Source organism: Litorisediminicola beolgyonensis (assembly GCF_042679605.1).
GTDB classification, from domain to species: domain Bacteria; phylum Pseudomonadota; class Alphaproteobacteria; order Rhodobacterales; family Rhodobacteraceae; genus Litorisediminicola; species Litorisediminicola beolgyonensis.
Map to the genome: position 1 here is coordinate 1 of NZ_JBHTMU010000018.1, position 20,095 is coordinate 20,095.

General features: G+C 66.8%; 24 protein-coding genes and 1 pseudogene. 18 read left to right on the forward strand and 7 right to left on the reverse strand.

From position 1 onward, the window contains the following. The 8 genes and pseudogenes from ACFQ4E_RS11340 to ACFQ4E_RS11375 form a co-directional block, all read left to right on the forward strand. Positions 1 to 120, forward strand: a pseudogene (locus ACFQ4E_RS11340) (S-(hydroxymethyl)glutathione dehydrogenase); the annotation flags it as partial. 7 nt (positions 121 to 127) lie between these two features. Then, the gene (gene fghA, locus ACFQ4E_RS11345) at positions 128 to 952 is read left to right on the forward strand and encodes an S-formylglutathione hydrolase (RefSeq protein ID WP_386803591.1); all 825 of its coding nucleotides are present in this window, start codon (positions 128 to 130) and stop codon (positions 950 to 952) included. 21 nt (positions 953 to 973) lie between these two features. Beyond that, positions 974 to 1,396: a c-type cytochrome gene (locus ACFQ4E_RS11350; protein WP_386803593.1), complete on the forward strand. Its 423-nt coding sequence runs from the start codon at positions 974 to 976 to the stop codon at positions 1,394 to 1,396. 149 nt (positions 1,397 to 1,545) lie between these two features. Continuing rightward, a complete protein-coding gene (locus ACFQ4E_RS11355; protein WP_386803595.1) occupies positions 1,546 to 3,348 on the forward strand; it encodes a methanol/ethanol family PQQ-dependent dehydrogenase in 1,803 nt (600 codons plus the stop codon). Positions 3,349 to 3,429: 81 nt separating this feature from the next. Continuing rightward, a complete protein-coding gene (locus ACFQ4E_RS11360; protein ID WP_386803597.1) occupies positions 3,430 to 3,969 on the forward strand; it encodes a c-type cytochrome, methanol metabolism-related in 540 nt (179 codons plus the stop codon). Then, complete coding sequence (locus tag ACFQ4E_RS11365) at positions 3,953 to 4,807, forward strand: substrate-binding domain-containing protein (RefSeq protein WP_386803599.1); 855 nt, start codon at positions 3,953 to 3,955, stop codon at positions 4,805 to 4,807. The genes ACFQ4E_RS11360 and ACFQ4E_RS11365 overlap by 17 nt, the downstream gene beginning before the upstream one ends. Continuing rightward, a complete protein-coding gene (locus ACFQ4E_RS11370) occupies positions 4,804 to 5,340 on the forward strand; it encodes a PQQ-dependent catabolism-associated CXXCW motif protein (protein WP_386803601.1) in 537 nt (178 codons plus the stop codon). Before ACFQ4E_RS11365 ends, ACFQ4E_RS11370 begins: the two co-directional genes overlap by 4 nt. 208 nt (positions 5,341 to 5,548) lie before the next feature. Next, the gene (locus ACFQ4E_RS11375) at positions 5,549 to 6,241 is read left to right on the forward strand and encodes a hypothetical protein (RefSeq protein WP_386803603.1); all 693 of its coding nucleotides are present in this window, start codon (positions 5,549 to 5,551) and stop codon (positions 6,239 to 6,241) included. 26 nt (positions 6,242 to 6,267) lie between these two features. Here the strand turns inward: ACFQ4E_RS11375 and ACFQ4E_RS11380 are convergent, their stop codons facing one another. Genes ACFQ4E_RS11380 through ACFQ4E_RS11395 form a run of 4 tightly spaced genes read right to left on the reverse strand, consistent with a single transcriptional unit; the run spans position 6,268 to position 9,064 of the window. Then, complete coding sequence (locus ACFQ4E_RS11380; RefSeq protein WP_386803605.1) at positions 6,268 to 7,077, reverse strand: quinoprotein dehydrogenase-associated SoxYZ-like carrier; 810 nt, start codon at positions 7,075 to 7,077, stop codon at positions 6,268 to 6,270. Continuing rightward, entirely contained in the window at positions 7,074 to 7,991 is a 918-nt protein-coding gene (locus ACFQ4E_RS11385; protein WP_386803607.1) for a YVTN family beta-propeller repeat protein, read from the reverse strand. The genes ACFQ4E_RS11380 and ACFQ4E_RS11385 overlap by 4 nt, the downstream gene beginning before the upstream one ends. A 10-nt stretch (positions 7,992 to 8,001) precedes the next feature. Beyond that, positions 8,002 to 8,547: an SRPBCC family protein gene (locus tag ACFQ4E_RS11390; protein WP_386803609.1), complete on the reverse strand. Its 546-nt coding sequence runs from the start codon at positions 8,545 to 8,547 to the stop codon at positions 8,002 to 8,004. 7 nt (positions 8,548 to 8,554) lie between these two features. Further along, positions 8,555 to 9,064, reverse strand: coding sequence for a DUF3280 domain-containing protein (locus ACFQ4E_RS11395; RefSeq protein WP_386803611.1), 510 nt, complete (start codon positions 9,062 to 9,064; stop codon positions 8,555 to 8,557). Between the two features lie 138 nt (positions 9,065 to 9,202). Here ACFQ4E_RS11395 and ACFQ4E_RS11400 point away from each other — a divergent pair, with 138 nt between their 5' ends. The 7 genes from ACFQ4E_RS11400 (at position 9,203) to ACFQ4E_RS11430 (ending at position 14,502) form a co-directional block, all read left to right on the forward strand. Continuing rightward, positions 9,203 to 10,372, forward strand: a complete 1,170-nt coding sequence (locus ACFQ4E_RS11400) for an ABC transporter substrate-binding protein (RefSeq protein WP_386803729.1) — start codon at positions 9,203 to 9,205, stop codon at positions 10,370 to 10,372. Between the two features lie 8 nt (positions 10,373 to 10,380). Further along, positions 10,381 to 11,355, forward strand: a complete 975-nt coding sequence (locus ACFQ4E_RS11405; protein WP_386803613.1) for a YVTN family beta-propeller repeat protein — start codon at positions 10,381 to 10,383, stop codon at positions 11,353 to 11,355. A gap of 31 nt (positions 11,356 to 11,386) precedes the next feature. Continuing rightward, complete coding sequence (locus tag ACFQ4E_RS11410) at positions 11,387 to 11,647, forward strand: PepSY domain-containing protein (RefSeq protein WP_386803615.1); 261 nt, start codon at positions 11,387 to 11,389, stop codon at positions 11,645 to 11,647. A 63-nt stretch (positions 11,648 to 11,710) separates the two neighbouring features. Further along, positions 11,711 to 12,688 carry an ABC transporter substrate-binding protein gene (locus ACFQ4E_RS11415; protein ID WP_386803731.1) on the forward strand — a complete coding sequence of 326 codons (978 nt, stop codon included), beginning with the start codon at positions 11,711 to 11,713 and terminating at the stop codon, positions 12,686 to 12,688. 19 nt (positions 12,689 to 12,707) lie between these two features. Next, positions 12,708 to 13,457, forward strand: a complete 750-nt coding sequence (locus tag ACFQ4E_RS11420) for an ABC transporter permease (protein ID WP_386803617.1) — start codon at positions 12,708 to 12,710, stop codon at positions 13,455 to 13,457. Beyond that, complete coding sequence (locus ACFQ4E_RS11425; RefSeq protein ID WP_386803619.1) at positions 13,454 to 14,074, forward strand: ABC transporter ATP-binding protein; 621 nt, start codon at positions 13,454 to 13,456, stop codon at positions 14,072 to 14,074. The genes ACFQ4E_RS11420 and ACFQ4E_RS11425 overlap by 4 nt, the downstream gene beginning before the upstream one ends. After that, positions 14,071 to 14,502: a hypothetical protein gene (locus tag ACFQ4E_RS11430; RefSeq protein WP_386803621.1), complete on the forward strand. Its 432-nt coding sequence runs from the start codon at positions 14,071 to 14,073 to the stop codon at positions 14,500 to 14,502. The genes ACFQ4E_RS11425 and ACFQ4E_RS11430 overlap by 4 nt, the downstream gene beginning before the upstream one ends. On the opposite strand, the gene ACFQ4E_RS11435 is transcribed toward ACFQ4E_RS11430, so the two are convergent. From ACFQ4E_RS11435 to ACFQ4E_RS11445, 3 genes are all read right to left on the reverse strand, one after another. After that, positions 14,489 to 15,469 carry a lysylphosphatidylglycerol synthase domain-containing protein gene (locus ACFQ4E_RS11435; RefSeq protein ID WP_386803623.1) on the reverse strand — a complete coding sequence of 327 codons (981 nt, stop codon included), beginning with the start codon at positions 15,467 to 15,469 and terminating at the stop codon, positions 14,489 to 14,491. The genes ACFQ4E_RS11430 and ACFQ4E_RS11435 overlap by 14 nt on opposite strands. Positions 15,470 to 15,539: 70 nt before the next feature. Then, entirely contained in the window at positions 15,540 to 16,256 is a 717-nt protein-coding gene (locus tag ACFQ4E_RS11440; RefSeq protein WP_386803625.1) for an LrgB family protein, read from the reverse strand. Continuing rightward, positions 16,249 to 16,602: a CidA/LrgA family protein gene (locus ACFQ4E_RS11445; RefSeq protein ID WP_386803627.1), complete on the reverse strand. Its 354-nt coding sequence runs from the start codon at positions 16,600 to 16,602 to the stop codon at positions 16,249 to 16,251. Before ACFQ4E_RS11445 ends, ACFQ4E_RS11440 begins: the two co-directional genes overlap by 8 nt. Positions 16,603 to 16,716: 114 nt before the next feature. Between ACFQ4E_RS11445 and ACFQ4E_RS11450 the strand changes: the two genes are divergently transcribed. The 3 genes from ACFQ4E_RS11450 (at position 16,717) to ACFQ4E_RS11460 (ending at position 19,963) form a co-directional block, all read left to right on the forward strand. After that, positions 16,717 to 17,544 carry a sulfite exporter TauE/SafE family protein gene (locus ACFQ4E_RS11450; protein WP_386803629.1) on the forward strand — a complete coding sequence of 276 codons (828 nt, stop codon included), beginning with the start codon at positions 16,717 to 16,719 and terminating at the stop codon, positions 17,542 to 17,544. Positions 17,545 to 17,637: 93 nt separating this feature from the next. Then, positions 17,638 to 18,813, forward strand: a complete 1,176-nt coding sequence (locus tag ACFQ4E_RS11455; protein ID WP_386803733.1) for a polysaccharide biosynthesis/export family protein — start codon at positions 17,638 to 17,640, stop codon at positions 18,811 to 18,813. Next, positions 18,806 to 19,963 carry a glycosyltransferase gene (locus tag ACFQ4E_RS11460; RefSeq protein WP_386803631.1) on the forward strand — a complete coding sequence of 386 codons (1,158 nt, stop codon included), beginning with the start codon at positions 18,806 to 18,808 and terminating at the stop codon, positions 19,961 to 19,963. The genes ACFQ4E_RS11455 and ACFQ4E_RS11460 overlap by 8 nt, the downstream gene beginning before the upstream one ends. Positions 19,964 to 20,095: the final 132 nt, after the last annotated feature.

Genomic DNA, 20,095 nt, shown 5'->3' on the forward strand with positions numbered 1-20,095 from the left:
ATGCAGGGCAAGATCGAGATCGACCCGATGATCACCCACACCCTGAGCCTCGACGAGATCAACCACGGCTTCGACCTCATGCACGAAGGCAAGTCCATCCGCGCCGTCGTCGAGTTCTGAGGCAGAGATGGAACTGGTATCGGAAAACCGGAGCTTCGGCGGACGCCAGGCCGTCTACACGCATCCCTCCAACACCTGCGGATGCGAGATGACCTTTGCGGTCTACCTGCCGCCGCAGGCGGAAGAGCGCAAGGTGCCCGTGCTGTGGTATCTCTCGGGTCTGACCTGCACCCATGAGAACGCCATGACGAAGGGTGGCTTTCAGGAGCACGCCTCGCGCGAGGGGCTCGCGGTGATCTATCCCGACACCAGCCCCCGGGGCGAGGGCGTCGCGGATGACGAGGCCTATGACCTGGGGCAGGGTGCGGGGTTCTACGTGAACGCCACGCGCGATCCCTGGAAACCGCATTACCGGATGTACGACTACATCACCTCCGAGCTTCGGAGCCTGGTGCTCGATCACCTGCCGCTCGAGGATTGCCACGGCATCACCGGGCACTCGATGGGCGGGCACGGCGCGATCACCATCGCGCTTCGCAACGCAGAGATGTTCGAGAGCGTCTCGGCTTTCGCGCCGATTGCGCACCCCACCAACTCGGATTGGGGTCGCAAACAGCTTTCCGCCTATCTCGGCGACGACGAAACGGCATGGTCCAATCATGACTCGACGCTATTGTTGGAAGAGCATGGCTGGAAAGGTGACATCCTTGTCGATCAGGGCGCGAGCGACCAGTTCCTCGAGCTTCTGAAGCCCGAAAGTCTTGCGGCCGCGATGGCGCGCAGGCGTCAGCCCGGTCAGGTACGAATGCAGAAGGGATACGACCATTCCTACTACTTCGTGAACACGTTCGCCTCGGATCATGTCGTATGGCATGCCGACAGGCTGAATTGAGATCCCATGGGAGACGAAAGAATGAAGACCACACTACTTGTTGCCGCTGCCGCCCTGATCGCCCTTCCGGCGACCTTCGCGATGGCCGAGAGCCATGAGAACGGCGAAAAGATGGAGTTCGAGATCACCGGAGACGCCGAAGCCGGCGAGAAGGTGTTCCGCAAGTGCATGGCCTGCCACGCGGTGGGCGAGGACGCACAGAACAAGGTCGGCCCGGTGCTGAACGGCGTCGTGGGCCGCGAGGTCGCCGCCTACGAGGGCTTCCAGTATTCGGATGGCCTGACCGAGAAGGCTGCAGAGGCCGAGACCTGGACGCCGGAGCACCTGGCGGCCTTCCTCGAGAATCCGCGCGACTGGGCACCGGGCACCAAGATGTCCTTTGCCGGACTTCGCAAGGAAGAGGAACGCGACAACGTGATCGCGTACCTCGCCACGTTCGAGTGATCCCCGCGCGGGTTAGCTGAACGCAAGAGATGTGTACGCCCGATGGGAGGGAGACCCAAGAGGTCGGGCGTACGCAACCACGGGACCGGTCCTTTCGCTGAAACCCGGTTCCGCACAAAGAGAGCAAAGTCTCAACAAGGGAGTTGAAGATGAAAAAGCTAGCGCTTCTGACCTCAGGCCTCGCGCTTTGCACCGCCACCATGGCGGCTGCGAACGACGGTCTGGTCACGGAAATGGACAACCCCAACCAGTGGGTGATCCAGACCGGCGACTACAAGAACCAGCGTTATTCGGAGCTGGACCAGATCAACGCCGAGAACGTGGGCGACCTTCAGGTGGCCTGGACCTTCTCGACCGGTGTTCTGCGCGGCCATGAGGGCTCGCCCCTCGTGATCGGCGACACGATGTATCTGCACACGCCGTTCCCGAACATCGTGTACGCGCTGGATCTCGCCAATGAAGGCAAGATCAAGTGGAAGTACGAGCCCAAGCAGGATCCGGACGTCATTCCGGTGATGTGCTGTGACACCGTGAACCGCGGTGTGGCCTATGCCGAAGGCAAGATCTTCCTCCACCAGGCAGACACCACCGTCGTCGCGCTCAATGCCGACACCGGTGAGGTCGAGTGGTCGGCCGTGAACGGCGACCCGTCCAAGGGCGAGACCAACACCGCGACCGTGCTCCCGGTGAAGGACAAGATCATCGTCGGCATCTCCGGCGGCGAGTTCGGTGTCCGCGGTTCCGTGACCGCCTATGACATCAACTCCGGCGAGCAGGTCTGGCGCGCCTATTCGATGGGCCCTGACGAGGACATCCTCGCCGATCCCGAGAACACCACGCATCTGGGCGAGCCCGTGGGCGCCGATTCCGGCACCAACACCTGGGAAGGCGACCAGTGGATGATCGGTGGCGGCACGACCTGGGGCTGGTACTCGGCGGATCTCGACGAGAACCTGTTCTACTACGGCACCGGTAACCCCTCGACCTGGAACCCGGCACAGCGCCCGGGCGACAACCGCTGGTCGATGACCGTCATGGCGCGTGACATCGACACCGGCATGGCCAAGTGGTTCTACCAGATGACCCCGCATGACGAGTGGGATTACGACGGCATCAACGAAATGATCCTCACGGAGCAGGAAATTGATGGCGAGGAGCGCAAGCTTCTGACCCACTTCGACCGCAACGGTCTGGCCTACACCATGGACCGTGTCTCGGGCGAGCTTCTCGTCGCCGAGAAGTACGATCCGGCGGTGAACTGGACCACCGGCGTCGACATGGACCCCGAGTCCGACACCTATGGCCGTCCGGCCGTGGTGGCGCAGTACTCGACCGAGCAGAACGGCGAGGACGTGAACTCGACCGGCATCTGCCCGGCCGCTCTCGGAACCAAGGACCAGCAGCCGGCGGCCTACTCGCCCAAGACCGAGCTCTTCTACGTGCCGACGAACCACGTCTGCATGGACTACGAGCCGTTCCGCGTGAGCTACACCGCAGGTCAGCCCTATGTGGGTGCGACGCTGGCGATGTACCCGGCACCCGACAGCCATGGCGGCATGGGTAACTTCATCGCCTGGGACAACGTCAACGGCGAGATCAAGTGGTCGATCCCCGAGCAGTTCTCGGTCTGGTCGGGCGCTCTGGCAACCGCGGGCGACGTCGTGTTCTACGGCACGCTCGAGGGCTACCTCAAGGCCGTGTCCGCAGACAGCGGCGACGAGCTCTACCGCTTCAAGACCCCGTCGGGCATCATCGGCAACGTGATGACCTACATGCATGGCGACAAGCAGTATGTCGGCATCCTGTCGGGCGTCGGCGGCTGGGCCGGCATCGGTCTCGCGGCCGGTCTGACCAACCCCAATGACGGTCTCGGCGCCGTGGGCGGCTACGCTGCTCTCAGCGACTACACCGCTCTGGGTGGCCAGCTGACCGTCTTCAGCCTGCCGAACTAAGGCACTCGCACGATCACGGGGCCGGCACGCCAGACCGGGGTGCCGGCCCCACATCTTCCAGACATTCGAAAGGCTCGCCCAATGATGCGACCCGCATCCCCCCTGTTCCTAGCCGCGGCTCTCGCCGTTGGTCTGCCCGGAGGCGCGTTCGCCCAGTCCTGGAGCGACCAGCCGGTGGACCCCTCTGCCGATCATCCGAACGTTCCCGTCGCCTACGAAGATGGCGGCCGGTACTATACCGAAGACGACATCCCGACCTACAACATCGCCGAGGACGGCACCGTCGACTGGCTCACATTCTCGGGCTTCCGCCGCTACCATTCCGAATGCCATGTCTGTCATGGTCCGGATGGCGAAGGATCCACCTACGCGCCGAAGATCAAGAACTCGGCCGTGCACATGGATTACTACAGCTTCTACGACACCGTCGTGAACGGTCGCGCGAACGGCAACTCCGTGATGCCGCATTTCGGCGATAACCAGAACGTCATGTGCTACCTCGACGACATCTACGTCTATCTCAAGGCGCGCGGCATGGACGCGATCCCGCGGGGCCGTCCGGCCAAGAAGGACGCCAAGTCCGACATGATTCAAGAGATGGAAGATGCCTGCATGGGCTAAGGCGCGGTTCGCGCTCCTTGCGGGTCTTCTGGGCACGGCCCTGCTTCTCTCCCAGGCAGGACCGGGCGCGGCGCAGACCTCTGATCTCGTCTCTAAGAACGCGTTCAGGGTTTGCGCCGATCCCGCGAACTATCCGATGTCGACGCGGGAGGAGACGGGCTACGAGAACAAGCTCGCCGACCTGATCGCCTCGAAGCTCGAGCTGCCGGTCCAGTATGAATGGTACCCGATGGCGACCGGCTTCGTGCGCAACACGCTCAAGGCGGCCAAGTGCGACGTCATCATGGGCTATGCGCAGGGCCACGAGCTCGTGCTCAACACCAACCATTACATGACCTCGGTCTTCACGCTTGTGGTGCCGGCGGATGGCGACCTCTCTGCGGTCGACACGCTGTCTGACGAGGCGCTCAAGGGGAAACGGATCGGCATCATCGCGGGCAGCCCGCCTGCCGATCACATGGCCCGGAACGGTCTTCTCGGGAAAGCGCGGCCCTACAACCTCGTGGTCGACCGCCGGTACGAGAACCCTGTGGAGCAGCTTCTGAACGACGTGGCCGAGGGCGAGACCGATGCCGCGATCCTCTGGGGTCCGCTTGCCGGTCCTCTGGTCAAGGAAGGCTATCCCGGTCTCAAGGTCGTGCCGCTGGTCAAGGAAACCCTGCCGCCGCGGCTCTTCTTCCGCATCACCATGGGTGTCCGTCAGGGTGAGAAGGTCTGGGAGCGTCGCCTGAACTCTCTGATCCGCCGCCACCAGGACGAGATCAACGCCGTGCTCATCGATGCGGGCGTGCCTCTGGTCAACGACATGGGCACGGAAGTGCTCTCCGCCGACCAATGAAGTCTCTCGCGGCAGCGCTGATCTTTGCGCTGCCGCTCGCGGCCTCGGCCGAGGACGAGCCCGCCGATTACCGGATGGATCATTACCGCGGACCGGTGCCCGCGACCTTGCAGGGCGCCACCGTGGTCGGGCCCGAGGCCGCCCATGACCTCTGGGAGGCGGGCGAGACCGCCTTTGTCGACGTGCTCCCGCAGGCCCCGAAACCCAAGAACCTCCCCGAGGGCACGATCTGGCGCGACAAGCCGCGCGACTCGATCCCCGGGGCGATCTGGTTGCCCAATGTCGGATACGGCGCCATCGCCGATGTGACGGCAGAGTATTTCCGCACCGGACTCGACACCGTGACCGAGGGCGACCCCGATCATCCCGTCCTGTTCTTCTGTCTCGAGGAATGCTGGATGAGCTGGAACGCCGCGAAACGCGCCATTGAATGGGGCTACACCGAGGTCTACTGGTTCCCCGAAGGCACCGACGGCTGGGCGCTCTGGGACTATCCGCTCGACCGCGTCCTGCCGCAGGAACCCCAACCCTGACAAGGAATTGCAGGCCGCGAAAATTTAGATCGCGCCCGCCTTAATTTGGTTGAAATTCGCCGCCACATTTCTAACAAAAGTGGAATCCGGGCGGCTGACACCTACGAAAATCCGGACCGAAAAAGAAGATCAGGGTGTGCCACATCGCGCGTTGCGACCGCGTGATGACAGGTCGGTCATGCTCTGAGGTTTACGTTGGAGCGAACGAATGGCGGTGGTTTTCGCGCAGTCCCACGATATCCCCAGTTTCAAGCTGAGCATGCCCGAAGCGGCACTGATCGCGCATCAGCGTCTCTACGAATATCTCGACGATCTCGACCGCACGGTGCTTCTGCGTCTTGCCCGCGAAGAGCGCTCGATCTCGGAACGCGGGCTCTACACCCTGGCGCCGGAGATCCCCTCGGACCTTCTGCCGAAATCGATCGACCTCGTCACGCCGGCGCCGCCGCCGGATTTCCGCGAATACACGCGCCGGAACATCTTTATCGTCAGCGAACGCTTCAAGGCCTGCGTCGACGCCGCGGGCGGGGCAGGGCAGAACTTCCACCCCCTCACGCTCGAGCCGCGCTTCTCGGGAGAGGTGCGGCCCCGCGAGGCGCGCCCGCCCTATGCCTATTACTTCTGGGTCATCGACACCGTTCTCGACGCGGTCTGCACTGAGGGGGCCTGGGCCGGTGGCGTCAAACCTGTCGCCCGCGGCTCGGAAAACCTGGCTCTGGCCACCGGGGATGGTTCTGGCAGCCGCAGCCGCTGCGCGGTGCGCGCCGCGGCGATCGACGGACACCCGGCCTGGTTCGACATGCGCCACACCCAGCCCTTCGTCTCGGACGCGGTGTGGCAGAACCTGACGGATGCCGGTGTCAGCGGTATGCTCGCGCAAAGCGAATGGGCGGAGGTCTGAGACCCATCGTCATCGGCTCTGAAAGATCAGAACCCGGCGAGGTCCTTATGCGCCGTCGTGACCGTCCCGTCGGTGTCGGTCATGGTGACGTCCACCGATTGCGTGCGTGACGGCACCGACAGGCTGACCGTCGGGTTCTCCGAGAGCGAGATCGAGCCGGTCATGTCCACATACCCGGCCCCGTCGAGGTCGATCTCGACATTCTCGACATAGCGCATCGGGATGAAGAGCAGCGAGATCTGATCCATCTGCATGCCGGAATGCGAGGGGTGCGAGATGTCGACATCGAGCCGCCGCTGACGCGAGGCGAGAGCGGCGAGCGCCTCGCCCGGGCGCGCGGGAATGGTGGCGTCGACCGCAAGGCTCATCTCGCCGAGGCTGGCGAGCGCCTCTTCGACATCGGTGCCCGGAGGCGCGGCGCAGGCGCCGGTGCCCGAGGTCTTCACGAAGCCCTCGATCACGTAGAGCGCGCCGTCGGTGGTCTCGGCGATGACATGGAGCGGCGTCGGGCCGTTCACCCGCATGGTGACGTCGAAGAAGAACCGCTCCTGCGGTTGATCCATCGCGAAGACCGCCGAGACCGGCATCGGGTTCTCGTCGAGAACCAGCGTCACCTCGCCCAGGAGCTTGCCCTCGGGCGCGGCCACCTGCGCGGCGATCTGTGTGCGGGTGTCGTCGGGCGTGCGATAGGGCGCGTCGAGCGCGATCACCTCGGCGCCATCGAGAAGCGCCCTCTCGCCGAAAAGCTGCGCCCGGATCGCCTCCCAGCTTTCACCGGCGGCATAGGCGGGCAGGGCGGTCGCGGCCAGCAGCGCGGCCAGAAGAATAGGCTTCATGGGGTGTCTCCTCCCATCACGAACACGCCGAAGGCACGGGGTCCGTCGCCGGTCTCGATCTCGCCGGTGACCTCAAGGCGCGCGGCGTCGATCAGCGTGACGGTGTTCTCGAACCAGTTGGCGGTGACGATCAAGCTGCCATCCGCGCTGGCGTCGATTCCTTCGGGGTACTCGCCGACATCGAGCGTCTCTATCACATCGAGGCTCTCCAGGTCGATCACGCTTACGGTATTGGCATATTGGTTGGTGACGAAAGCCCGCCCTTGCGCGAAGGCCACGCCGTAGGGCCGGTCGCCGACCGCGACGGTCGCGGTCACGGAAGCGCTGGCGGTGTCCACGACGCTCACATCGTTGGTGCCGACATTGCCGACGAAGAGCCGCCCGTCCGGCGCGAACCTGAGCCCGAAGGGGCGGGTGCCGACGGTGACGGCTGACTGCAGCTCCAGCGTCTCCGCATCATAGAGCGACACGCGGTCGGCATCGCGATCCGCGCTGGCCAGAGTTCGGCCGTCGGGCGACAGGGCGATCCCCGCAGGGGCCGCGCCGGTTTCGAGCGTGCGGGTCAGTGCGAGCGTCTCCGCATCGAGCACGAAGAGCCGCGCGTTGTACCAGTCCGACACGAAAAGCCGCCGGCGCTCGGGATCGAGCGCCACGCCCGTCGGCCCGCCATCGAGCGTGACCTCGGCCAGCACCTCGAGGCTTTCCGGATCGAACCGGCGCACGGTCTTGCTGTCGGGGCTGACGGTGTAGATGCCGGAGGGATCGGCATGGATCCCGGCGGGTTGGCCGGGCACGGGCACGCTTTCGATGAGCGCGCCGCTTCCGAGGTCTAGGACGCTGAGCGTCTCGCCGTTCTGGTTGGTCACATAGGCCATGTCCCCCGCGGCGGGCAGCGCCGCGAGGGACAGGATCAAAGCGTAAAGATCAGCTCGACGGCGCACCGAAGCGCTCGACCAGCGCGTCGAGTCCCGCCTTGTAGACGCCGGTCACACCCGCGATCGCGGCCTCGTCCGACAGTTCGGGCGGCGGATCGTTGTTGGGATAGCCGCGATAGAACGCGCCACGCCACTCGACCGTCGAGCCGCCGCCATCGCGCGGCTTCACCGTCAGGTGCGAGGAATAGTTGGTGACCGGCAGCACTTCGACCGCGACCTCGTTGATCCGGTAGGAGTAGGTCATCTTCTCGGCGTCGTATTTGTAGAGCACCTCGTCGATGGTCGGCCCACCTTCTTCGCCCAGCGTCAGAAGACGGGTCGCGTCGATCTCGTTGCCGCCCTCTCCGGTGGTGGAATAGACGGCCGGATGCCAGGACATGTCCTGGAAGTTGCCGATCACCTCCCAGACCTCGGCGGGTTCGGCCGCCACATCGGCGGTGAGCGTCAGCTTTTGCCGCGTCGGCCCGTGTGCCAGCGCGATGGACGGGATCAGCACCGCGCCCACGGCCAGCAGGTTGAAGATTCTGCGTTTCACGACTGTGTCACTCCTCCCTGAAGAATGTCGTCTTGAGTATGTAGCGCATGCCGCGCGCCCAGGCCTCATCGGAATTGTCGCGAATGTCGACGACGCGGCCGCGCACCGTTTCACCGGTGGTCGCGTCGCGCATCTGCAGGTTCATCGACAGGATGAGGTTCGAGACCTTCTGCACCTCGCCGACCAGACTGTATTCGGCCCCGAGCTTCGCCGCGGCGCGGGCATCGCAGCCGTAGCACTTGGCGGGGTTCACGATCCGGTCGATCTCTTCGGCCACGGGGGCGGTGTCGAGAAATTCGATGCCTTCCTCGGCAAAGCGCGTCCGCACCATCTCTTCGAGCATCGCGACGCGCGCCTCTTCGTCCTCGGCGCCGGCGGTTTCGCGCTGCAGGCTCTCGTCGAGATAGGTGATCCCGAAGAAAGCCACCTTGGTGCCCGGGGCGACCGGCTCCATCGCGTGCCCGCCCGCGAAGGCGGGAGCGCTCATAGAAATTAAGAGTAGAAGCGCGCGCAGCATGGTCCCAAGTTGTGGGCAGGCTGCCGTCTCAGCAATGATCCAAAGGTCTCGGTTTCGCGTGCGGGCAGCTCTGGCACTCTGCCGGATAGACCCCCGATCAGCGGGGGCTGGGAGGACAATTTGCACCGCATCCTGACGATGCTCGCCGCCGCGCTCTGTCTCGGCGCGCTCGCCAATGACGCATCCGCGCTCGATGTCCGCGCCGCGGTGCTGCGCATCGATTATCCGCGTCTCGCGCCGAACAGCCGCTACGAGCGGGTGCCCGAGGATGACGGTTTCGCCGGAGCGCAGCTTGCCGACGAGGATAACGGGACGACCGGCACCTTCCTGGGCCATACCTACGAGACCGCGACCGTGGCCGTGCCGCCTGAAGAGGCCGACGCGGCGCTGGCCGAGATCCTCGCAGGCGGCACCCGTTTCATCGTGCTGATGGCCGCGGACGAGGATGTCCCGCGCCTCGCCGATGCCGCCGCCGCCGAAGGCGCGGTGGTGCTGAACGCGCTGGCCCGCGGCACCGAGCTTCGCGATGGTGAGTGCCGCGCCAACATGCTCCATATCGCGCCGTCGAACGCGATGACCGCCGACGCCGTCGCGCAGTTCGCACTCTGGAAGCGCTGGCCGCGTTGGTTCATGGTGCACGGCTCGAACCCCGAGGATCGGAAGCTCGCCGAGGCCTACCGCCGCGCCGCCACCAAGTTCGGCGGCCGGATCGTCGAGGAGCGCGAGTTCGAGGATACCGGCGGCTCGCGCCGCACCGATACCGGCTATGTCCTCGTCCAGCGGCAGCTTCCGGTCTTCACGCAGGACCCCGAGGAGCACGAGGTGGTGATCGCCGCCGACAACTCGGACGTCTTCGCGCCGTATCTGCCGTTCAACCTCTGGACGCCGCGCCCGACGATGGGCTCGGCTGGCCTCCGTCCGGTGAGCTTTCACGGCGCGCATGAAGCCTGGGGCGCGACCCAGTTCCAGCGCCGGTTCGAGGAACTGACGGGACGCTACATCCGCGAGAGCGACTACCAGGTCTGGCTGGCGCTCCGGGTGCTGGGCGAGGCCGTCACCCGCGCCTCGACCATCGAGCCGCAGGCCATCCTCGATTACGCGCTCTCCGACGAGTTCGAACTGGCCGCCTTCAAGGGAGTGCCCGTCACCTTCCGGCCGTGGAACGGTCAGCTGCGCCAGCCGATCCTTCTCTATGACGGCCGCATCACCGTGAGCGTCAGCCCGCAGGACGGGTTCCTGCACCAGGTCTCGCCGCTCGATACGCTGGGGCTCGACGCCCCCGAATCCTCCTGCTCCGCCTTCGACTGAGGACATCCATGCGCACATTGATCCTGTCCGCCGCCCTTGCCGCCCTCGCCGCCGCGCCCGCCGTCGCGGGCAAGGCCTTCGTCTCGAACGAGAAGGGCAACACCATCACCGTGATCGACACCGACAGCTGGGAAGTGATCACCGAGTTCGACGGCGGCAACCGCCCGCGCGGCATCACGCTCTCGCCCGACGGCTCGCTCCTTTACGTCTGCGCGTCCGATGACGACACGGTGCGGGTCTTCGACACCGAAACCTACGAAGAGCTCTACACCCTGCCATCGGGTCCGGACCCCGAGCTCTTCGTCATCCACCCCTCGGGCAACCCGCTGTTCATTGCCAACGAGGACGACAACCTCGTGACCGTGACCGACACGGTCGAGCACCGCATCCTGGCCGAAGTGCCGGTGGGCGTGGAGCCCGAAGGCATGGCGATCTCGCCGGACACCGCCTTTGTGGTGAACACCTCCGAGACGACCAACATGGCGCATTTCATCTCGACCGAGGATTACAAGATCAAGCACAACGTGTTGGTCGATCAGCGCCCGCGCTACGCCGAATACGTGAGCGACGGCGCGCGGCTCTACGTGTCCTCCGAGATCGGCGGGACCGTTTCGGTGATGGATATCGCCGAGGACGGCGCGCCGACGCTCGTCAAGAAGATCGGGTTCGAGGTGCCGGGCGTGCTGCCGGAATGGCTCCAGCCCGTCGGCGTCAAGGCGACCAAGGACGGCAGCCGCGTCTTCGTCGCGCTCGGCCCGGCAAACCGCGTCGCGGTGATCGACGGCGAGAGCCTCGAGGTGATCGATTACATCATCGTCGGCCAGCGGGTCTGGCAGATGGCCTTCACCCCGGACGAGAAATACCTCGTCACCACCAACGGCAATTCCAACGACGTGACGGTGATCGACGTGGCCGCCGAGAAGGCGATCAAGTCGGTCCAGGTCGGCCAGCAGCCCTGGGGCGTGGCGATCACGCCCGACTGAGCGCCGCTCTTTTGCACTGAAGGAGACGACCATGAAATTCACCGTCACTGCCATCCTTCTCGCCTGCCTCGCCGCACCGGCCTTCGCGGAGAGCCATGAAGAGGTCCCGTCGCAAGAGGCGATCGACAAGATCATGGCGATGCTGACCGAAATGGAATGCGAAATGGCGCCGGACGATATCGAGCTCGAAGAGGAGGGCTACGATCTCGACGACGTCATCTGCCGCGACCAAGGTCAAATGGACATCAAGCTCGATTCCGAGTTCAACGAGGTCAGCCGGCGCCTCGAATAAGCCGGGCAGGGCGCGCTGCCGCATGACGGGCGGCGTAACCCCTGAAGGGAGGACTGAACCATGATGCGTTTCGCAGCGAAACATCTGTACATTTGCGCCCTGGGCCTCGGCCTTGCGGCGGGCCCGGCGCTTGCGCAGGACATGCCGACGATCCGCGCCGCGGTGCTCGAGATCGGCACCGTGAACTGGGAGCTCGCGACGATCACCGAGAACGGGCTCGACGAGAAATACGGCTTCGAGCTGGACGTGCAGGGCTACGCCGACAATGGCGGCACCCGCGTCGCGGTCGAGGGCGGCGAGGCCGACATGGCGGTGGCCGACTGGATCTGGGTCGCGCGCCAGCGGGCCGAGGGGAAGGATTACGTCTTCATCCCCTACAGCCGCGCCGTGGGCGGGGTTCTGGTGCCCGAGGGCAGCGACGCGACCACGTTGCAAGATCTCGCGGGCGGCAAGATCGGGATCGCGGGCGGTCCGCTCGACAAGTCGTGGCTGATCCTGCGCGCCTATGCCAACCAGGAATACGGCATGGACCTCGCAGCCGAGACCGAGCAGGTCTTCGGCGCGCCGCCCCTGATCTTCAAATCCGGTCTCGGAGGAGAGCTCGATGGCGCCATCAACTTCTGGCACTTCCTGGCCAAGATGAAGGCCTCGGGCATGAAAGAGCTGATCTCGGTCGACACCGCCGCCGAGGCGCTCGGGCTCGACACCAACATCCCGCTCCTCGGCTACTACTTCAAGGAAAGCTTCCTCGCCGAGCATCCCGATCTCGCGCAGGCCTTCTACAATGCCAGCCAGGACGCCAAGGCGATGCTGGCCTCGGATCAGGCGGTCTGGGAAACCATCCGCCCGCGAATGAACGCCAATAACGACGCGCAGTTCGAGCAGCTCAAGGCCGATTTCATCGCTGGCCAGCCCCAGCGCGGGCCGGTGGACACCGCCAATGCCGACAGGTTCCTCCAGCTCATGAACGAGCTCGGCGGCGAAGAACTGGTCGGCAAGGCCACGAGCCTGCCCGACGGGCTCTTTGCCGAGGTCGAGTGACCCCAAGGGCCGGTGACGCATGACCGCCAAGGGCACCGTCACGGCCCTGTCGCTCGCGGCGCTGCTGGGGCTCTGGATCGTCGCGGCGGCGCTGACCGCGGACGCGACGATCCTGCCGCAGCCCTACGCGCTGATCGGGCCGTTCTGGTCCGAACTCCTGTCGGGCGAGCTCTGGCGGCATCTCTCCGCAACGCTCATCCGGGTGCTCTGGGCCTTCGCCCTGGCGATGGGCCTCGGCATCGCGCTCGGCCTGGCGATGGGTCGGTCCGAGACGGTGAACAAATGGCTCGATCCTTGGCTCGTGGTGTTCCTGAACCTGCCCGCGCTGGTGCTGATCGTGCTCTGCTATCTCTGGATCGGCCTGAACGAGACCGCTGCCATCGTCGCCGTTACGCTCAACAAGGTGCCGAACGTCACCACGGTGATACGCGAGGGCGCGCGCGCCACGTCTCCCGATCTCGACGCCATGGCGCAGGTGTTCCGCATGTCGCGCCTGACCAAGCTGCGCCATGTCACGCTGCCGCAGCTTGCGCCCTTCATCGCGGGCGCTGCCCGGGGCGGGATCGCGGTGATCTGGAAGATCGTGCTGGTGGTCGAGTTCCTGGGCCGCTCCTCGGGGATCGGCTTCAAGATCCATCTCTATTTCCAGCTCTTCGACGTGACGATGGTGCTGGTCTACGCCTTCTCGTTCATCCTCGTGATGCTCGCCGTCGAATGGCTGATCCTGCAACCCTGGGAACGCCGCGTCCGGCGCTGGAGGGTGGCATGATCCGCGTCGACATCCGCGAGAAGCGCTTCGGCGACAGTCCGGTCCTGGGACGTCTGAGTTTCGAGATCGCGCCGGGCGAGACCGTCGCCATCCTTGGCCCTTCGGGCATCGGCAAATCGACGCTTTTGCGGATCATCGCCGGGATCGACCGCCGGTTCGAGGGTCGCGTGGAGCGGCCCGAGGCGATGGCCATCGTCTTTCAGGAACCGACGCTTCTGCCCTGGCGGTCGGTAATGCAGAACCTGACGCTGGTCCATCCCGGTCTCGACGAGACCTCCGCCCGCGCGATGCTCGACAAGGTGGGCCTCGGCGGCAAGGACGCGCTCTTCCCCGGTCAGCTCTCGCTCGGCCAGCAGCGCCGGCTGGCGCTCGCGCGCGCCTTCGCGGGGCGGCCGGAGTTCCTGATCATGGACGAGCCCTTCGTCTCGCTCGATCCCGCGACCGCCGAGACGATGCTGACCCTGACCGAGACCCTCATCGCCGAGCAGCGCCCCGCCACGCTCTTCGTCACCCATGCCCGGCCCGAGGCGACCCGCCTCGCCGACCGCATCCTCGAGCTGCGCGGCACCCCCGCGACGCTCGCCCCCCACCTCATCAAGGAAGGACAGACTCCATGACCCGTCTCCCCCTCGCCGCCGCGCTCGCCGCGCTTCTCGCTCCCGCCGCCTGGGCGCATGACTACGGTTTCGCGGGCGTCCTCTCGAACACCAATTCTGGCGAGATGCCGGGCCTGCTGCTCGCGGTCGGCCAGCCGATCTCGGACGGTCCGATCACGCTTGAATCGGGCAAGATGTACGAGCTCGAGATCGAGGCCGACGGCTCGGGCGAGCTCGCGCTCGAAGGCGCGGGCTTCTTCCGGGCGATCTGGATCAACGAGGTGGTCATCAACGGCCTCGAGGTCCGGCCCTTCGGGCTTGAATCCGTCGAGTTCGACGAGGCGGGGGAGATGGAGATCGAGTTCCTCGCGATCAAGCCCGGCCGCTACGAGCTGAAGATCCCCGGCTCCACCGGCGAAAGCCAGCGGGTCGAGATCACGATCCAGTAGACCGGCGCGGCGCGGCCAGCGCCCAGAGAAAGACCGGGCTGACCAGCATCAGCCCGATCACCCCGGCGATCCGTGCGGCGAGCGCCAGCTCCGCCGCCTCGGCGCCGGAGACGCCCTGCAGCACCAACGCGCCCGCCCAGCTCAGCTCGAAGGCGCCGAGCCCCGCGGGCAGGATCGGCAGCGAGGTCAGCGCCAGCACCAAGGGGAAGAGCGCGAGCAGAGGCAGCGGATCGAGCCCCGGCCGGAAGAGCAGGAAGGGCAGCACATAGATCACGGCGATCGCGGCCATGCGCAGCACGCTCAACGTCATGAGCTGCACCCGGAGCGCCCAATCGAGCCGCCCGAGCGCCCGGAGACCGCCAAGCCGTGGCAGCCGTCCGAGCGTCGCGGCAATCGGGCCGACAAGCGCGAGCACAGCCAGCGGCGCGGCGATCAGGACGGCCCCCGCGGCGGCGACGCTGAGCGTCGCGCCATAGGCCAGAACCGCCGCCACCACCGCGCCGAGCCCCAGAAGATCGAAGGTCTGGTTGATCAGCGAACTGCCCGCGCCCAGCCGCGCGTCGATCCCGCGCCTGCGGGCCAAGAGCGTTCGGATCAGCGGGATCGCCACCTGGAGCGGCAGAACCTGCCCCAGAACCGTCGCGCCGCCTGTTGCGGCAAGCGCATCGCGCCCGCTGAGGGTCGGGCCGGACGACAGGCGCGCCAGAACCAGCTGCCAGCCCTTGGCCGAAAGTGCCACGGCGGCGAGATTGGCCAGCGCCAGCGCCCCGTATCCCCAGAGCGGCACGCGCGCCAGCGGGGCGACCAGACCCGACAGCTCGGCCCCGGTCGCGACGAAGAGCCCGACGAGAAGAAGCAGTCCGACCGCGGCGCCGAGCAGCGCGCGCAGACGGCGCGGGCGGCGGCGCTCAGGGGGCGCGTCGATATCGGCGGTGGTGCTCAGCTCGGTCTCCTCTGTCTTGCGCATCAGGGCGCGCTCGCTTGCACCACGCGATGGCGGCACGGGCAGGGCGCGATCAAGGCCTCTCCGCGTCCGGTCACATCAGAACCCGCACCAGAAGCGGCACGAGGATCGCGGTCAGGACCGCGTTCAGCCCCATGCCGATCCCGGAAAACGCGCCCGCGGTCGAGTTGACCCGGAACGCATGCGCGGTCCCGATCCCGTGGGCCGCGACGCCGACGGCGAAGCCGCGGGCGCGCCAGTCGGTGATCTTGAGCGCGTTCAGCATCGGCGTGGCGATCACCGCGCCCACGATCCCGGTCAGGATGACCAGAACGGCGGTGAGCGTCGGTTGGCCGCCGATCGCCTCGGAAACGCCGAGTGCCACTGGCGCGGTGGCCGATTTCGGCGCGATGGACAGAAGCGTGCGCCCGTCGACCCCGAGCGCCGCCGCGATCCCGAGCGCCGAGAGGATCGCCACCAGCGAGCCCGCGAACAGCGCCGCCGCCATCGGCAGAAGCGAGGCGCGCACCCGCGCGAGGTTGTCGTAGAGCGGCAACGCCAGCGCCACGGTCGCCGGGCCGAGCATGAAATGCACGAATTGCGCGCCCTCGAAATAGGTGGCGTAGGGCGTACCGGTCAGGGTCAGGACGGTGCCGATCAGGATCACCGCGAGGAGCACCGGGTTTGCCAGCGCGTGGCGCCTCGCGCGGTCGGCCAGCCAATCGGCGATGACATAGGCGACGAGCGTGGTCGTCAGCCAAAGAAGCGGCTCCTGCGCGAGATAGGACCAGAGCTGGATCGGATCACGCATCCTCGGCCCCCACCCAATTCGCGACCGCGAGGAAGGCGAAGACGCCCGCGAGAATGGCCAGCGTCGTGCTCGCCAGAAGCGCCAGGCCGAGCGCGAGACCGTCGCGCCCGAACGTGTCGAGATGCGCGATCACGCCGACGCCCGCGGGCACGAACATCAGCGACAGATGCGACAACAGCCCCTGCGTCGTCTCCCGCATCCGCTCGGCCAGCGCCGGTCGCGCCAGAAACGTGAGAAACAGCGCCGCAAGACCGATCACCGGCCCCGGAACCGAGAGCTGGAAGAGCCGCGCGAGGCTTTCGCCTCCGAGCTGGAACAACAGTAAAATCGAGATATTCCGGATCATCCATGGCCTCCTTGACGCTGCCCCTAAGGCTAGAGAGGAACCGGCGCAGAGCAAGCGGCGCTTGACGCGGGCGGCGCGGGCGCTCTTTGTGCAGCGGCACAGGAAGGGACCGACATGGCCGAGTTCACCACGCCAGAGCTCTTGATCATCCTCGCGGGCGTCGTTCTGACCGCGATCATCGCCGGGATCCTCGCGGGTCTTCTGGGCGTGGGCGGCGGCATCGTACTGGTGCCGATGTTCTTCTGGCTCCTGTCCCTGACCGATTTTCCGCCCGAGAACGCGATGCACATGGCGGTCGCCACGTCTCTGGCGACGATCATATTCACCTCGATCTCCTCGGCCCGCGCCCATGACCGGCGCGGCGGGCTCGACCGCGACCTCCTGAAGCTCTGGGCGCCCGGCATCATCCTCGGCGCGGCGACGGGCGGTCTGGCCTCCCGCCATATCGACGCCAGCGGGCTGAAGCTGGTCTTCGGTATTCTCGCGCTGATCGTCGCGGTGAACATGGCCTTGCCGAAGACCCTCGTCCTGCGCGACCGGCTGCCCGAAAGCCGCCTGGTCAATGGCGCGATCTCCTACGTCACCGGGCTGTTCTCGGCGCTGATGGGGATCGGAGGCGGCACGCTCTCGGTGCCGATCCTCGTGGCGTTCTCAATCGAGATGCGCCGCGCGGTCGGCACCGCCTCGGGCTTCGGCATCCTGATCGCGGTCCCGGCCGTCCTGGGCTTCATCTGGGCCGGCTGGGGCGTCGAGGGGCGGCCGCCCCTGTCGCTGGGCTACGTCAACCTCGTCGCTGCCGCCGTGATCCTGCCCTTCACGGTGGGCTTCGCGCCCCTCGGCGCCAAGATCGCCCACAGCGTCAACACGGTCTGGATCAAGCGGGTCTTCGCGCTCTTCCTCGCGATCACCGCGGTGCGGATGCTGAATTCCGCGCTCGGCTGAGCCGCGGGGCAGGGCGCGCGTTAACGGGCCCTTAAGCATCCTGATGCAACCGTCACCACGAACCCGTCCTGTTGCAGGAGCTTCGTGGCCCGCATGCACTGTCGCTCGATCCTCTGTCTCTGCCTGTCGCTTCTGGCCTCGCCCGCTGTCGCCGACGCCTATCGGCTCGTCGCGGGCGACCGGGTCTCGCTGGTCTTCACCGGCCATGACGCGCCGCAGAGCGTGACCCTCGATCTCGACGGCGCGATCCGGATCCCAGGGCTCGGTGGCGTGGCGCTGGCGGGGCTGACGCTCGACGCCGCCGAAGCGCGGATCGAAGAGGCAGCCGCCACCTCGGGCCTCTTCGTGTCACCGCAGGCCACGCTCGGTCTCGACCTCGCGGCCCCCGTCGTGGTCGCGGGCGCGGTGCAGGAGCCGGGCGCGATCGCCTTCCGCCCCGGTCTCACCGTGGCCGCCGCACTTGCGCTCGCGGGCGGTCCGCGACGCGCGGTCGATCGCGTGGAATTGGCTGTTGCGGCCAATGAGGCGCGGGCGCGGGCCACGGAGATCGGCTATCGCATCGCGACGGACACTGTCCGATCCGTGCGGCTCGAGGCCGCACTGTCGGGTGCGAGTGACCTGACCCTCACCCACGAGGCGCGGGCGCAGATCCCGGTCTCCGCACGGGCCGGTCTGCCAGCGCTTCTGCGCGCTGCAACGGAGCAGCTGGCGACCGAGCGTGACCTCGCTTCGCGGCTCGAGGCCTCCTGGGCCGCCGAAAGCGCAGCCCTGACCGACCGGATTACCCGCCTCGACCAGGACCGCTCCGGCCTCGATGCGCTGCTCCTCCGCGCCGAGACCGCGAGGGACAGCGCCCGCGCGCTTCGGGACCAGGGTCTGACCACCGAAGCGGCGCTGGTCCTGGCGGAGACCCGCGCCACGGAAGCCGCCGCCCGGATGCTCGACATCGACGAGGCGCGCGCCCGGGCCGAGCGCGCAGTGGAGCAGATCCGCCGCGACCGCCTGCGCTTCCGCGCCGATCAGCGCCTGAGACGCGAGACAGAGCTGGGCGAGGCTCGGGCCGCATTGGCAGAGCTGATCCTGCGCCACGCCGAGGCGCAGGCGCGCGCGTCTCTCTACGCCGCGGAGGACGTATCCGCGCTTGTGTTTCTCCTCTCCGGTCCGCGCAGGGGCCGCGAGACACCGCGCCATGTGACGCCCGAGACGCCGCTCCTGCCCGGCGATCTTCTCGAGATCCGGACGCTCTCCGGCGAGCGCCCCGATGGCTGACGGCTCTCGGATTTTTGCGCCCGCAGCCCCGGCGCTCGTCACCGGTCGCGCGCCGCGCGTTGCGATCGTGCATTACTGGCTGACCGGCATGCGGGGCGGTGAACGGGTGCTCGAAGCGCTCTGTCGCCGGTTTCCCGAGGCCGACCTCTTCACCCATGTCGCAGCACCAGAGCGGCTCAGCCAGACGCTGCGCGCGCACCGGATCACCGAGACGCGCATCGCGCGGCTGCCCTTCGCAAGGCGGCTGTACCAGAAATACCTGCCGCTCATGCCCGCCGCTCTCGAGGCGCTCGATCTCTCGGCCTACAACCTGGTGATCTCGTCCGAGGCCGGACCTGCGAAGGGCGTGATCCCGCGCCCCGACGCGCCGCATCTGTGCTATTGCCACTCGCCCATGCGCTATCTCTGGGACCAGGCCCCGGCCTATCGCCGCGATGCCGGCCCGCTGACCCGCGCGGCCTATGACGGCTTCGCCCCGGGCCTGCGCCGCTGGGACGTCACGAGCGCGGCCCGGGTCGACCGGTTCCTGGCCAACTCCTCCCATGTCGCGCAACGGATCGGGAAATACTGGCGCCGCGACGCCCAAGTCCTGCACCCGCCGGTCGACACCGCCGCCTTCGCGCCGGTGCCGCGCCGGGATCTCGGTGCCTATTATCTCTGGGCCGGGGAACTGGTCCCCTACAAGCGGCCCGACATCGCCATCGAGGCGTTCCGACAACTCGACCTGCCGCTCATCGTGACCGGCGGCCCCGAGCACACCGCGCGCACGCTGGCCCGGACCGCCGGCGCCAGGACACAGGTGCTCGGGCCAGTGGGGTTCGCGCGGCTGCGTGCGCTCATGGCCCGTTGCCGCGCCCTGATCTTTCCCGGCGAAGAGGATTTCGGCATCGTCCCGGTCGAGGTCATGGCTTCGGGACGTCCCGTCATCGCCTACGGGCGCGGCGGCGTGCGCGACAGCGTGATCGAGGGCGAGACCGGCTGGTTCTTCGACCGCCCCGGGGCCGAGGCACTCGCAGATCTCGTCGCGCGCTGCGAACGAGAGGCCGCATGGGATCTCGATCCCGACGCGTGCATCGCGCGCGCCGCGCTCTTCGCACCCTCGCGGTTCAACGCAGGGCTGGAGCGGGCCTTGAGCGAGCTTGGGATCTGAAAGCACGTCTACGATATCGAGGTTTATGTAAAACATCTAAGTTGCGTCGGCCCCTTTGAATTGGTCCACGCGCGAAATCTGAAATCCTATCGGAGTTCAGGCGGCGCGCGGGGACAAATTCAAAGGGTCTGG